Origin of the sequence: Rhodococcus sp. BH5 (genome assembly GCF_027583855.1) — a bacterium.
Lineage (GTDB): Bacteria > Actinomycetota > Actinomycetes > Mycobacteriales > Mycobacteriaceae > Rhodococcus_F > Rhodococcus_F qingshengii.
The window spans coordinates 36,012-49,567 of record NZ_JAJHVW010000022.1; the positions used below are offsets into that span (position 1 = coordinate 36,012).

Below are 13,556 nucleotides of genomic sequence, written 5' to 3' on the forward strand. Positions count from 1 at the left end.
GGCGGGCGGTGGGGCGGTTTCCCGGCCGATCTGGCATTCGATTCCGGCGGTGGTCGCCGATGATGACGGTGCACGTCCTGCACGCCGGCGACGGCTACGAGTACCTCACGAAACAGGTCGCCACCGCCGACCGGGAACGCGCGCAAGGGCAGTCACTGACCGACTACTACACCGCCCACGGCACACCTCCAGGACGCTGGCTCGGCAGCGGACTGACTGCCCTCGAACAGATCAGAGACGCTGTCGAGGGGGCCGGACCGAGCGCCGTTGCCGACGGAAACGCTGTCACAGAAGCCCACATGAAAGCCCTCTTCGGCGAAGGACTCCACCCCGAAGCAGACGAACTCTCCCCCCTGGCTCTCGCCACCGGCGTAAGCGCCCGCGAGGCGAAGGAACGCGCACGATTGGCGGACGGCCTCTCACCGTCCCGCGTCAAACACACGCCGCTGTCGGACTCCCGCGCCGCCACCGCAGCGACACGACTGGGCCGCCCCTTCCCGAAATACGTCAACAAGATTCCGCTGCTCAGCGACCACCGCGACGCAGTCAGCGCGTTCGAAAAAGAGCACCAGCGGCCGGCGACCACCAAGGAATCCGCCGCCATGCTGCGTGAACATGCCGAGCGCATCTTCACCGCAGACCACGGCAGAAAGGCCGAAGACACCGCGGAACTCGACGCCTGGATCGGGCGCCAACGCAAACGCCAACGCCAGCCCGTCGCCGGATACGACCTCGTTTTCACGCCATCGAAATCCGTGGCCACAGCCTGGGGTATCGGTAACGACGACACCCGCCAGGCTATTGAAAGCGCACATCACCAGGCCGTGCGAACGTCCATGACATGGCTCGAGGAGAACGCCGCCTACACCCGCACCGGCAGCGAAGGACAGGAAACGCGAGAGGTGACAGGACTGATCGCCGCGACGTTCGACCACTACGATTCCCGCGCAGGAGACCCGAACCTGCACACCCACGTCACCGTCTCCAACAAAGTGTTCATGCCCGACGCCACCCAGCCCGAAGGTGGCAAGTGGCTCTCCCTCGACAGCAGCACACTGCACCGCCACGCAGCCACAGCAGCCGAGCTCTACAACGCCACCATCATGGACACCCTGCGCCACGAACACGGCTTCGACCTCAGAGTTCGAGGCATGGGAGAAGGCAAACAACCCGTCATCGAACTCGCCGATGTCCCGGACTGGATGTGCACACTCTTCTCCTCCCGCCGCACCGACATCGAAGCCCGCTACGACGAACTCGCCGCCACCTTCCGCGACGAACACGGCCGCTCACCCGACGAGAAAACGCAGTACCGCCTCTACCAGCAAGCCACCACCGACACTCGCGCAGCGAAAGCCGAGCAGGCCCCGTCCCTCGCAGAACAGAACACGCAGTGGACGGCCCGCGTCCGCGCCGAAATCATGAACCGAGAAGGCGTTGGCCCCGAGGAAGCCGCCCGAATCCACCAGCATTACCAACACACCTGGGCCGCCAATCAGACCCGCGACACCACCCTCGCGGGCGGACCGGAGCCGGCCAGTGAACCCACAGCGCCCGATCTCTCACCAGAAAAACCAGCCCACATGCGGCGCTGGAACGGCGTGGACGACGAAGTTCCCGCCGTCCTCGACGCGTTGGAAAACAAGCGCGCCATCTGGAGCGACACACAACTGCAACGCGCCGTCCGAGGCACCCTCCAAACCTGCCTCTTCGACACCCCACAAGACCGCGAAAACGCCGTCAGTGTCCTCACCGCCACCGTCAGAAACACCTGCATCCCACTCGAAGAACGCCACAGCGAGTCCTCCCCCACCGGCGGTGTCCCGACAGCATTGCGCCGCAGCGACGGAACCTCCGTTCTCAGCCGCGTCGGTACTGCCTCCTATACCTCCGATGCGGTACTCGCCGCCGAACGGACCTTGCTCGACGCCGCATTCGAACCGTCCCCGTACCTGACATACCGCGCCGACCTCCACGCCACCATCGCCGACCAAGAGCGAAAGGAAGGCTTCGAACTCAACGACGGACAGCGCCTCCTCGCAGAACATTTCACCGGCACCGGCACCGTGCTCGCCGCCGCTGTCGGCCCCGCCGGCACAGGCAAGACCAGCTCGATGAAAGCAGTCGCAGCAGACTGGACGAAAGCCGGACGCAACGTCATAGCCCTCGCACCCTCCGCCGCCGCAGCAGCGGTCCTCGGCGAAGAAATCGGGGCCCAAGGACGAACCTTGCAGTCCCTGACCTATGCATGGCGCGGAAAGCTCGACGCGGCCGGAATACCGGCGGGAACCATCGACGCGCGCGTCGACATCGGTCCGGGAACCATGCTGCTCGTCGACGAAGCATCCCTCGCTCCCACACAAGACCTCGCCGCGATCGTCGAGATCGCCCACGAACGCGGAGCGATCGTCCGGCTCCTCGGCGACCCCCGGCAGATCGACGCCGTCGAAACCGGCGGTGCACTCGAACTGATCGCCGAGGTCACCCGCGCACCCGAACTGACCGTCGTCCAACGCATGCGCCGCGACACCGACCAAGCCGAGAACACACTCCTACTCCGTGCAGGAGACCCCGACGCACTTGAGCTGTACTACGACCGAGGATGGGTGCACGATGGCACCACCGGAGGACTGATCGACAAAATCGTCGCCGACCACCTCGACGACCGCGCCGCCGGCAAAACGTCCATGATCATGGTCCCCACCCGCGAACTCACCGCCCAGCTCAACGAACGCATCCAACGCCACCACCGCGCCACCGGCACCGTCGACCACAGCATCACCGCGACACTCTCCGACGACCACGAAGCCGGACGCGGCGACACCATCATCACCCGCCGCAACAACAACGAACTCACCGCCACGCTCTCTCGCGGCCGACACCGCCGCGTCGACAACGGCGACCTGTGGACAGTGCGCGCCGTCAACCCAGACGGCTCACTGACCGTGCGCCACCAAAAGCACCACGGAACCCTCACACTCCCCGCCGACTACGTCCACCAACACTGCGAACTCGGCTACTCCGGCACCGTCCACCGAGCGCAAGGCGCGACCGTCGACGTCGCCCGAACCCTCGCGTCCTCGTCGATGACACGCTCGAACCTCTACGTCGGCCTGACCCGCGGCCGAGAATCGAACCACATCTACACCCCCACCGACACCGTCGTCACCCAACAAACAGAAGGCGCACACCTAGGCGGACTGGAACAACCCGACTCCCGCACACTTCTCCTACAGATCCTCGCAAACGATCAACGCCAACGATCCGCACACGCAGAAATAGCAGCCGCCTCACGCGAGAGCCACGACCCCGCCAGACTGCGCGAAGCCTACGAAACCGCGCACACGGCCCTCACCGGCGCCTGGGTAGATCACCTGCTCGACACGTCACTGCCCGCCGCCGACCACCACGCAATCTCCACCGGAGATCCCGACTCCCACGCCCGCCTACGCGCCCACCTCGCCGCCCTCCACACCGCCGGCATCGACACCGGAACAGCCCTGAACACCGCCATCGGCGAGGGCGACTTCACCGGCATCGACAACCTCGCATCACTACTCCTCGCGCGGCTACCCACGCCGCCGCGACCCGGCCCGCAGGGTGCGGACGTCGACAACGACGGACCCGACGCACAAGTCCCCACCGACACACTGCCGCCGCTCCCCCGACGCCACCGCGACACCGACATCGAACTCGACGACTACGCCCGACGTATCGCCGACGCAATCGCCGCCGCCACCGAAACAACCCCAACAGCGACGACATCGACGCCGTCCTGACCAGATACCTCACCCGCCGAGAGCACCTACTCGCGACGCTCGACAACCCCAACGCGCCCCTCACCGCAGGCGTCGAAGCACCCACCGACGCCGCATACGACCTCCTCCGCGCCACCTACGGACCAGACGTCGACGCAGACCCCGCCTACCGAGACGCCGCCCGCCGCCTCGCCGTCGCAGCCCTCGCAACCGACACCACAACCGACGAACTGCTCTCGGACCTGCGCACTCAACTAGGGCCGCTGCCCTCCGCGCGAGAGATCAGCCTCGCTGCCGCCCACACTCGCGGCGACCTCCGCACCCCAGGCGCACCCGCCGCACTCCCGTCGCCGCCCCGAAACCTCGACGCCGAAGACGCCGGCGCACTCGCCGACGACTACAACGCTCTCCGTGAGCACACAGCGGCGCTGCGCGAGCACTACCTCACCGCCACCGCCGACCAACTCCCCGACTGGACCGACCACCTCGGCGCACGCCCCGAACTACCCGCACACGCCGCGACCTGGGCCGATCTCGCCGCCGACATCGACCTCCACCGCCGCAGTCACCACATCACCGACATCACCACCGCACTCGGGCAGCGCCCCGACGCCGCCTACCGCGACCGCCGCCGAACACACGACCGTCTCGCAGACCAGATCGACCACCTCGCCAACCTCGAGGACTCCACCCGCGATCGCCTCGACCCCCACGCCGCCGCCGCACGGTACCGGCAGCTGCACCACCAGATCGTCGATGCCTGGGTCGACCGCACCCTCGCTGCCACCCTGCCCGCAGCCGAATACACCACCATGACCACAGCTCACCCGGCCACCGCGCAACGCTTGCGCCGACGACTCGAAAGGCTGCACAACAGCGGCTACGGCATCGGCGAACTCCTCAACAATGCACTCGCCGACAACGACCTGACCACCGCCGGTGACACCGCAGCATGGCTCACCGCAGCACTCCCGACGCCGGCGAAGCCTGAACGCGCCAACCCCGAGCAATGGCCAACCCTCGAACCCCTACCTCCCGCCGACGGCCTCTCCCCGGCCTTGCGCAGCGCCGCCCAAGCAGAAGCAGACACCTACCGGGCGCTCACCGCAGACCTCCCCCCTGACAACGCGGCAGCCGCCGAACTACGCGAAGACCCCGCACGACTCACCACCCGCCGAGACCTCGAACGCGCCGCCGGCTACACCGGCACCCCCGCCCCGACCCCGCCCGCTGCCATCGTCGCCGCAGAAGAAGCGGCCACTCGCCTCGACGACATGAAAGCCCGCTACCAGCAGCAAGAACCCGCCCGCGCACTGCTCGCGAAAATCGCCGAACTCGACGAGGCAGACCGCGGCATCCGCTACCGCGCGGCCGGCGCCGCAAGCGAAATCTCCAACCTCGGCATCCTGGACCGGAGCCGACGCAAAGAACTCACCGCCCTACTCGCCACCCTCGAGACCCAACGCGCCACCATCGCCGAACAACGAACCGACGCAGAACAACAACTCACCGAACTCGCACCCCAAGGACCACGCTCACTGGTCGCAGCCCCCGACATCGAACGAGCACACCACGACCTCGCCGACGCCCGCCGCGACGCAGACAAAGCAACAACCCGACACCAACAAGCCCTCGACACACACCGCACACGACTCGACGCCGCCGCAGCAGCAGAAGAAGAACTCGACCGCCGCAAACAACTCACCCCCGCCAGACGCAACCAAGAACAACGACTCCGAACCACCATCACCGACCGGAAAAACAACAAACCCCGCCAACGCTGCGCACCCATCGACCACACCAACCCCGCAGCCACCCGCGAATACCAACGCCAACACCGCAACACCCCCAACCCCGGACAACAGTCCGACACCGGACGCGACACCGGGCTCTGAACACCGCCAGACCCGTGCGGCGGCATGCCCGCTTCACGTCGCACTACGCGTTCACGTCGCACTACGCGTTCACGTCGCACTACGCGCGTCGGGGAGCGGCCCGTACCGGGAAAAGTCACCGACGAATCCGCCGCCCACGATTGTCAGTGCAATGAAAACCGCTGGCACCGCTGTTATCTTCTGAGCCGTGTTACTGACTGGTTTCGGCGTCGAAGAAGCCGAAACTGGCTGGTCCACGAAGCCAGGTGACCCACCCGGCGGGTCGTCAGTACCGCCGGGTGGGTCCAGCGCGCCCAGCTGTGGGGGGGCTGGGCGCACGATGGGGAGCGGATCGCGCCAGTAACAGGTCCTGGAATCCCGCTCAGTAGAAGGCGGTGTGGCCCCACATGTTTCACCGACTCACAGAAAAGACCGATACCACAATGCGAGGTACCGGCCGTATCCCGAATATTACTTGAGGCTATACCAAAGCAAACACCCAACAATTGATGCTTATGCCGATGTTAATCTTTCTGAAAATCGACCTTTTGGTGTGGATTTGACAGCATTTGTGCTGTATCGGTGCATTCGATGCGTGTTGGTGTGGCGGATTGTTTGCACGAGTGCCGTCATTGGTACTGTCCGGTGACTTACTTGTCGGTTAGTGCCTAGTTACCGTAACGGTGGTGTGTTGTGGAAGGTGGATTCGTGTTGGTTGGTCCGGATGGCGGGCAAGGTCGACCGTTTTTTCGTCGACTGCAGAACAAAGGTGTAGGTGTCTGTGCCGCACTCGCTCTGTCATCGGGTGTTGTCTTCGCAGGGAGCGCATCGGCAACGCCGACGGCGTTGGCGGACAAATTCGCGAGCACGGTCACCGATGACGGTTGGTCGTTGGATCTTGCCGCCACGAAACTGTCGACGAACCCGGTGCCGAATCTGGCGACGACGGCGTTCACCCGTGAGGGGTTCGTGTCGGCGAAGGTGACCGGCACGATCGGTGGTGCGGGGGATTCGGCAGTGAAGACCGGTTATGTCGAGCAAGGATTGCAGATCGGCTGCCAGATCGATGTTTCCTCCGGACTTGGCGTGGGGCTTGGCTTTTCGCTCGGCCCGTCTGTCGGTGTGAGTATTTCAGGTGTCCCGTCGGCGAACATCGGCGTGAACGCGTCGGTGAATCCGAGCATCCAGTCGACGATTGCGCCGGGCACGATCACGACGATTCCGTTGGGGAAGAAGGATCTCGAGTCGTCGAAGGCGTCGATCACGGCGGAGAACGTGCACATCAAGGTTGATGCGTGCATGGGGCCGGCGACGATCCGCTCCTACGCACAACTCTCGGTGTCGACGGCGACGTCCGACAACACGTTGTTCGTGTATTCCGACCCCACCTGGCTCTAACGTAACGCGGAGCGTGGCACGTTACACATCAGGTCCGGTTGCCGGCGTCCCAGGGTACCTGGCCTGAGTGCTTCCCCATTTATATGCTGTTTGGAGATTTTTTGATGACCACCACACCCACACCGACCCCTCGCAATTACTACAGGGGCGAAGGGGCGACGGCGGGTCTGGCAACGACCAGGGGCGCTCCTAACCGGTGCGGGGCACAGAGCTTTGATGATGATCCGAGCTTGAAAGGAACGGTTACGAAAGTCGTTGGCGTGACTGTTTTTGGCGCAGGTCTGTCGATCGCGGCATTCGCGGTGATCGGGAAGCTCGCCGGCTGGGCGAACGACTACGGGACGATCCTGGTTTACCTGGCATTCTTCTTGTGGATGTCGATCTCCGGACGCCTGTTCTGTTGGGGCGCAGACAAACTCGTCGCGCTACTCCGAACGAAGAAGAGTGACAATCGTGGTGCGCACCGGTGAAGTCCGGTAGACGACTTCGCCGGACTCTCGCGGGAGTGCTTGCCGCCGGGGCGCTGTTGACCGGAGCGGCCGGAGTGATCGGTGCGGGAATCGCACTCTCCGCCGCTCCGGCGAACGCGACGCCGGAAGAAGACTGCGCGGCGGTGCGGGCACGTGATCATCAGATCTACCTGAATCTCATTGCGTCGCTGCCACCTGGCGCGCCCATCCCGCCCGAGTACATCAACCCGTGCCTGAGTGCGCCGTCCACGACGTCGACAGCTGCGCCGACGACCACGGTCGGGCTCCCCGGTGTGCAGGCTCCAGGCGGCGGCCCGAACGTCGGCGCGAATGCTCCGACGAACTTTCCCACCTACAACGGCACCCCCATCGTCCCCGTCCCCGGCGCCGCGCTGTCTGGACAGCCGAATACGCCGACACCATCTGGTATCGAGAACCCTGCGGGAGTCCCGGTTCCGACGACCACCAGCGGACCTGCACCGACCACCCCGCAACCCGCTGGATCGACCGCACCCGCATCGACCACTGATCGTGGTCCCGGACCAGTGCCCGCGTCGACGCCGAGTAATGCTCCGACTCAGTCGGAATCAGCCCCCGCTGTCGCGACTTCCGGGTTCGACGAAGACGACGGCCGTGACCGGTATCTCGAACTGGTCCTCGTCGGGGCCGCGGCGTTCACCGCTGCGGGTATGGGAGTGAGGGGGCGGCCGGGACCGTTCAGTGCGCGTGTGAGCGCGCGTCCGTGGGAGTCGGTTCTCTCCCAGGTAGTCGGTACGGTCGCGAAACCGTTCATGCCGTATTTCGTCGGCGGTCAGGACGTCGTGGTCATCCCCGACCCAGGTGGCGGACAACGCACCATCTTCCTCATTCACGACGAAACCTCCTCGCATGAAGCTCAAATGGTGGTCGACCTACCACCCGGCGGACACATGAGCATCAACGACGACGGGTCCGTCGGTGTCTACGACGCGAACGGAGACGTGCAGGGCACCGTTGCCGCTGCGTGGGCGTACGACGTCAACGGCGATCCGGTTCCCACCTACTACGAGATCCGTGACGGCAAGCTCTACCAAATCGTGGTCCCCACCCCGGGCGTCATCTACCCGGTCACCGCTGACGGCCCCTACGGCGGCAGCGACCCGGTCACCGGACGAGACATCACCGCTACACCCCTTCAAGGCGGCGGTGAGGTCGTCAACCAGTCCGGCGGACCAGTCATGGTCAACGTCCCGACAGACTCCCCCTACAACGACGTCGGCGGGATCGACCCACTGGGCAATCTCGACATGGACACCCCGACCCAGCCGGCACCGACCACACCTCTGCCGTTCGATATCGGATCGCCAACCGACTCGGGCACCGATACAACCGCAGCTGCAGCGAGCGAGCCTCCGTGGAACCCACTCGACAACCTCGACATGGACACCCCGACCCAGCCAGATCCTCCAATGGAACTACCATTCGGGCTCTTCGACTCGGATCCCAACAACGGGATGATCAGTCCCACGCAGAGCGCCCAGGGCCACGACGTTCCGGGCTTTTCGCCGGACACAGACGGTGCTGTAACTGCAGGAATGTTGTCGGCCGCTGAAGAGGCCGCCGAGAGGGCCGCTGCCGGTATCGGAAGTCCGGGACGGCACTCGGCCCGTGCCGCCGAAGCCATCGCAGCCTCGCGGTCGCTCGTACGGCTCGCAAGTCGACTTCCCGCCATCGGTGTCGCCGTGAGCGTCATCGATGGTGCGCTGACGATCAAGGGAGGAGGCGCCATCCCCGAGACAGCCAGTGCGGTTACCGGAGGTATCGCCGGAGGCATTTTTGGTGCCATGGGCGGCGCCCGAGCGGCCCAAGCATTCGGAGGGGGACCGATCAGCATCGTTGTCGGCGCTGGTGTCGGCGGTTTCGGAGGTGCTCTGTCTGGGAGTGGGCTGGGTCATCTATTGGGCCGCGGCGCACGAGCTTTGTGGGGCGGAAACAAGTGAAAATGTCGGGATCCTCGGCGAGGGCGACTCTCCCACAGGCCTGGGCCTCGGCTCTCTCGCGCCGCTCACTGTTTGCGCGATGGGCGGGTGCTGTCCTCTTCGTACCGACAAGCCTGATTCTGGTGATGTTGGGAGACAGTGGAACTATCTTGGCGGTACCCGTTCTTCTCATGGCAGGGGCGATATGGGCGATGATTCACCATCGTTACCTCGCACAATTGCTACCCGCCGATCGGGCTCCTATCCGGGCCAGGCCTGGGGAGACCGTGATCCTGAGCTCGGTGACATCGTCGGTCGCTTTGGCCGCGACCTCCCTGACCTTCGTGGGTATGGGCGGGGTGATGGTGTGGGGTGTGGGTAACGGTATGGACTTCGCGTTCGGGGTGCGGCCGGTTTCTCCAACATTCGTTGCTCTGATGGGTTGCGCGGCTATCGGCTTCTTCGGGGGTCTATTGCTGATCTTTCTCGTCCGCATGTACAGGAGTCCTGACAAACGTGGTGCGAGGGTGCGAGTGAACGCCGAAGGCGTGACTATCGAGCAGAAACGCCTGCAACGAATTCGATGGGAGCAGATCACGGCGATCGAGCCGGTCCCCGAACCGAAAATTTCCTTCATTCCCAGCTACAACATCCGCTTCGCCTACCGCGAAGGCCGGCTCCCCCCTCGGCCGATGGAAGCTCGGTGGCTCGGGAGCAACATTCCCACTGATCCGGTCACGACCCTGAACGCGTTGCGCACGTATTGGTTGCACCCAGAACTTCGAGACGAGCTCGGCACCGAAGCGAGTATCACGCGATTCGTCGAACCCTCCCCGCACGCCGGACCCACCGAAAGCGAGCACCCGTGACCAACCTCCTTCCGGTCGTCGCCCTCTGCGCGGCAGTCGCTTTGGGCTCGGTGTCGGGGCTGCTGATAGCTCTCGGGCGGCCGATTACTGCGTTTGTCGTGTTCGTGGCTGCGGCGACCCTCGGTATCGCGACTCTATCGACGCTGGTGTCTGGTTCGGCGGCGCTCGGCATCTGGGTAGCGCTACCCGTGATCGTTGCAGCGATGTGGCGGATAGATCCGAACGACAAACGCCCTCGCCTGCGCATGTCGGTTAGACAGTCTTAGGGCCGGGAGCCGTCGGCGCGGGGGCGACTGGTTGCCGTGACTCTCTGTATTCGGTTGTCGACGAGTTGACATCCTCTCCGCCCTCACTGACGGAGATTCCCAGGTAGCTCAGGCTACCGAGGTGGTTGGTGCGGCACGTTTCCGTGACTGATGCACCCGATCCCCCAAGCTGCCCGCGGGTTGTTGATCGATGTTGAAGGCGCGATCACGAATGTTGATCGCGATTGGTGTCCGCATGATGCTCGAAACCACATCCCGGGCAACGGAAAACCGCTTGGCTATCGCGATTCTCCGGGCAGGTGTGTCCGCAGTTCGAGCACTGCTGAGACGTGTACGCGGCCGGAACCGCGATGACAGACACAGGCAACACCAACGCCGTCCCTGAACCGGGGCGGCGTTGGCTCTTTTCAGGATGCGGCCGAACACGGCCGCCAGAGCAATGAGGCGGTCAGCTGGCGTTCGGGTGGCGCTCGCGCGTGGTTTTGAGCGCTGCGAGCTTCTCGATCTCGGGCTTCGACGTCCTCTTCAGCTTCTCGTCGATGATCAGTTTGGTCCGTGCTGCGTTGATTTGCGCGTCACTGACTTGTACGGCAGCTGATGACCTCGACGAGTCGGTCACGACAGAACCTCAGTGTTTTGAAAGGTCTGACTATTTCGGCTTCTGGCTCACACCACCGCCGCCGGGGGGAGGTGTAGTCGGCGGTGGTGGAGGCGGAGGACGCGTGCGGCCACGACCCGGGATGGTCCCGCCCTTTTTCTCGGCGCCGCCGGGCTCGGTGCCTCGATCAACCATCTTCATGATTTGCTGCTTGCCGACCATCCCACTCGGAGAAAAGCGTCCGACATTGTGGTTCATGCCGTCTTCCTGTCTCTTTTAGGAAGGTTTCCCACGCCGCCGCCGCCCTTCGGTGCCGTGGCCCTTATCCCGGCCTCGCGCGATGATTCGGTACCAGCTCGGCGCTTCGGCACGTACCCGCCAGTTCGTGGCGGCAGCCAGCCTGCAGGCTTCTTCGTATCACTCATCGTGTTCCTCCTAGAGGCCGTCGGCTTCCGGCCTGAATCCGAGTATCCACTGAAAACCTCAGCTCCGCATCTACCTAGGAGGGATCGGGAGGCTGAGGCTCATAGCCAATGAACTGAACCAACTGCGCATCATCGCATCGAATCCACATGCCAACCGCCGCGGGAACTGGTGCACCGAAGACGCCGTCGCTATCCAGCGTCCATGGAACTTCGAGGAAAATCTCTCGTTCCTCTGGATAGCCCGTGAAGAAGGACTGATCTCCAGCGAAACCACCAACCCATGCCCCATCCTTCGTCAGGACCCGCACGAAACCCCAATCGAGCTTCTGGCTCGCAAAGTCCCAAGCAGTCGGCGTGGGGTTGTAGATACGAAAAAGGTCACGCCAACGATGCTCCGGGTTCTGCTTCCGCGCATTCCACACATGCACGACCGCCGCAGTACCAAACGGAATGGCGAAGACCATCAGGAACGCCCACAGCGCGGACAGATGCGGGTTGTCGAGATACTTGACCGGGTCGGAAATTTTGGCGGTCAAACGCTCACCGAGCACCCCTACGTACAGGAGCGCGAAGATCCCGGACAGCGCGAGTGCCCGCAGAATGCGAACGCCGATGTCCCGCTCATCAGGCGTCGGACCCCGAAAGTGTGCTCGTGCACCCTGATATACAAACCCCGGAACCACTGCGAGCAGGACGGTCAACGCCTGCTGCCAACCACTCAACAACATTAGGTAACACTAAGCGCTACAACTGACTCTGCGGGACAGTCCGCGCGGGTTTCACACACCAAGAATCCAGTAGCGCAGCAGGCCCCTCCACCGGACCTGATGTCGCCAAATGACCGACATCAGCTCGCCAGGATCACGGGAGACCGCACACAGAGAAAAGGCCGCCGCATACTGCCCGGTCCGAGAAACCTCTCGGACCAGGGAGGATGAAGAAGTTCTCATCCTCCGAGGCAGATGTGGCGACCTCTCGCTCGTCGCGCCTGCAGCATAGGACAAGACGCCGACAAGACGCCGAGGGCCGGCACTCACGCCAACTGCCAGGTCAAGACTTAACTGGCGCTGTATCGCTACCTGCTGATCTTTCGAGTCCTGCCCTTGGGTGGCCGGGCGTCGAACTGAGGTTTGAAGCCGAAATTCTTGTACCCGTTGTGAGTGCTCACCCCCAGCGCACCCTTGGCGGTGTACTTCTTGCCGCTCTTACCGATGGCCTCGAATTCGATGGTCTCCCCGGCCAACAGCTTTGCCAGCTCATGCTCGGTGAAGTCCTTGCCGGCCCAGTGCTCGTTGGCACCCCAGCCCCGACCCTTGAACTCGACCTTCTTGCCCTTCCACACGCCGCTGACCAGGTCCGTTCGTGGCGGACGTTCCTCGAACTGAGGCTTGAAACCGACGAACGGGTAACCCTTTTCCGTCACCCCGGCTTCAAGCGTGCCCTTGCAGGTGAACGGCTTCCCCGACTTCGGGCTGATCGCCGTGATCTCGATGATCTGACCAGCAAGGAGTGCGGCCACCTCCGCATCGGTGAACCTGTGCCCGCAGAAGACGCGCTTCGCGGTGGTGACCACGGCGTCGCCATGGGTGAAATGCAGAGCCGGCGGCAAGGTGATGTTCTCGACCGGCACCCGCATGATCCCGGCTTCGAGCATGCGGGCGGTCAGCTCCGCTGGCAGGGCCGCGGCATTGGCCGTCATCTTCTCGAGGTCGTGGCGCACCAAGTCCTCGACCAGGGCGAGAAAGTCGGGCGCCGCAGCCGTGCCTGTCTCGACCTGGGCCATCTGCTCGAAAACCTTCTCCGTGATACTCAGATCGCCGATGCGCGTACCGGGCAGAATCCGGTGGTTGAGTTCACCGACCTCACTGAGGGTGACCTTTCCGCGCTTCTCGATCATCAACGCCTTACCGGTCGCGTTGTTGGTGACTTCCGCGTAGGTG

General features: G+C 64.1%; 14 protein-coding genes and 1 pseudogene. 7 read left to right on the forward strand and 8 right to left on the reverse strand.

All coding sequences use genetic code 11. The features are described from left to right. The first annotated feature begins 59 nt into the window (after positions 1-59). Entirely contained in the window at positions 60-3,779 is a 3,720-nt protein-coding gene (gene mobF / locus RhoBH5_RS30100; RefSeq protein WP_270009232.1) for a MobF family relaxase, read from the forward strand. 26 nt (positions 3,780-3,805) lie between these two features. On the opposite strand, the gene RhoBH5_RS30105 is transcribed toward mobF, so the two are convergent. From RhoBH5_RS30105 to RhoBH5_RS30115, 3 genes are read right to left on the reverse strand one after another with little or no spacing between them, the layout of a single operon-like run. Beyond that, a complete protein-coding gene (locus tag RhoBH5_RS30105) occupies positions 3,806-4,012 on the reverse strand; it encodes a hypothetical protein (protein ID WP_270009233.1) in 207 nt (68 codons plus the stop codon). Beyond that, entirely contained in the window at positions 4,013-4,243 is a 231-nt protein-coding gene (locus RhoBH5_RS30110; protein ID WP_270009234.1) for a hypothetical protein, read from the reverse strand. An 18-nt stretch (positions 4,244-4,261) separates the two neighbouring features. After that, a complete protein-coding gene (locus RhoBH5_RS30115; protein ID WP_270009235.1) occupies positions 4,262-4,585 on the reverse strand; it encodes a hypothetical protein in 324 nt (107 codons plus the stop codon). Between RhoBH5_RS30115 and RhoBH5_RS30120 the strand changes: the two genes are divergently transcribed. From RhoBH5_RS30120 to RhoBH5_RS30145, 6 genes are all read left to right on the forward strand, one after another. Continuing rightward, positions 4,571-5,653, forward strand: a complete 1,083-nt coding sequence (locus RhoBH5_RS30120; RefSeq protein WP_270009236.1) for a hypothetical protein — start codon at positions 4,571-4,573, stop codon at positions 5,651-5,653. The genes RhoBH5_RS30115 and RhoBH5_RS30120 overlap by 15 nt on opposite strands. A gap of 735 nt (positions 5,654-6,388) precedes the next feature. Continuing rightward, positions 6,389-7,030 (forward strand): MspA family porin, encoded by a 642-nt coding sequence (locus tag RhoBH5_RS30125; RefSeq protein WP_270009247.1) that lies wholly within the window; start codon positions 6,389-6,391, stop codon positions 7,028-7,030. Positions 7,031-7,290: 260 nt separating this feature from the next. Continuing rightward, the gene (locus RhoBH5_RS30130; protein WP_270009237.1) at positions 7,291-7,500 is read left to right on the forward strand and encodes a hypothetical protein; all 210 of its coding nucleotides are present in this window, start codon (positions 7,291-7,293) and stop codon (positions 7,498-7,500) included. Beyond that, positions 7,497-9,479: a hypothetical protein gene (locus RhoBH5_RS30135; RefSeq protein ID WP_270009238.1), complete on the forward strand. Its 1,983-nt coding sequence runs from the start codon at positions 7,497-7,499 to the stop codon at positions 9,477-9,479. The genes RhoBH5_RS30130 and RhoBH5_RS30135 overlap by 4 nt, the downstream gene beginning before the upstream one ends. 2 nt (positions 9,480-9,481) lie before the next feature. Beyond that, positions 9,482-10,327, forward strand: a complete 846-nt coding sequence (locus RhoBH5_RS30140; protein WP_270009239.1) for a hypothetical protein — start codon at positions 9,482-9,484, stop codon at positions 10,325-10,327. Next, the gene (locus RhoBH5_RS30145; protein WP_270009240.1) at positions 10,324-10,593 is read left to right on the forward strand and encodes a hypothetical protein; all 270 of its coding nucleotides are present in this window, start codon (positions 10,324-10,326) and stop codon (positions 10,591-10,593) included. Before RhoBH5_RS30140 ends, RhoBH5_RS30145 begins: the two co-directional genes overlap by 4 nt. Before the next feature lie 205 nt (positions 10,594-10,798). Here the strand turns inward: RhoBH5_RS30145 and RhoBH5_RS30150 are convergent, their stop codons facing one another. The 5 genes and pseudogenes from RhoBH5_RS30150 to RhoBH5_RS30170 form a co-directional block, all read right to left on the reverse strand. Beyond that, positions 10,799-10,963: a zinc ribbon domain-containing protein gene (locus tag RhoBH5_RS30150; RefSeq protein WP_333482275.1), complete on the reverse strand. Its 165-nt coding sequence runs from the start codon at positions 10,961-10,963 to the stop codon at positions 10,799-10,801. Between the two features lie 78 nt (positions 10,964-11,041). Next, a complete protein-coding gene (locus tag RhoBH5_RS30155; protein ID WP_270009242.1) occupies positions 11,042-11,212 on the reverse strand; it encodes a hypothetical protein in 171 nt (56 codons plus the stop codon). A gap of 30 nt (positions 11,213-11,242) precedes the next feature. Then, positions 11,243-11,449 carry a hypothetical protein gene (locus tag RhoBH5_RS30160; RefSeq protein WP_270009243.1) on the reverse strand — a complete coding sequence of 69 codons (207 nt, stop codon included), beginning with the start codon at positions 11,447-11,449 and terminating at the stop codon, positions 11,243-11,245. Positions 11,450-11,690: 241 nt separating this feature from the next. After that, positions 11,691-12,344 (reverse strand): DUF6338 family protein, encoded by a 654-nt coding sequence (locus tag RhoBH5_RS30165; RefSeq protein ID WP_270009244.1) that lies wholly within the window; start codon positions 12,342-12,344, stop codon positions 11,691-11,693. A gap of 347 nt (positions 12,345-12,691) precedes the next feature. Further along, positions 12,692-13,556, reverse strand: a pseudogene (locus tag RhoBH5_RS30170) (DNA topoisomerase III); the annotation flags it as partial.

What these genes read in the sequence shown, in the direction of transcription:
- mobF (WP_270009232.1), top strand. Translation starts at nt 60, where the DNA reads ATGATGACGGTGCACGTCCTGCACGCCGGCGACGGCTACGAGTACCTC.
- RhoBH5_RS30120 (WP_270009236.1), top strand. Translation starts at nt 4,571, where the DNA reads ATGACCACAGCTCACCCGGCCACCGCGCAACGCTTGCGCCGACGACTC.
- RhoBH5_RS30140 (WP_270009239.1), top strand. Translation starts at nt 9,482, where the DNA reads ATGTCGGGATCCTCGGCGAGGGCGACTCTCCCACAGGCCTGGGCCTCG.
- RhoBH5_RS30165 (WP_270009244.1), bottom strand. Translation starts at nt 12,344, where the DNA reads ATGTTGTTGAGTGGTTGGCAGCAGGCGTTGACCGTCCTGCTCGCAGTG.
- RhoBH5_RS30160 (WP_270009243.1), bottom strand. Translation starts at nt 11,449, where the DNA reads ATGAACCACAATGTCGGACGCTTTTCTCCGAGTGGGATGGTCGGCAAG.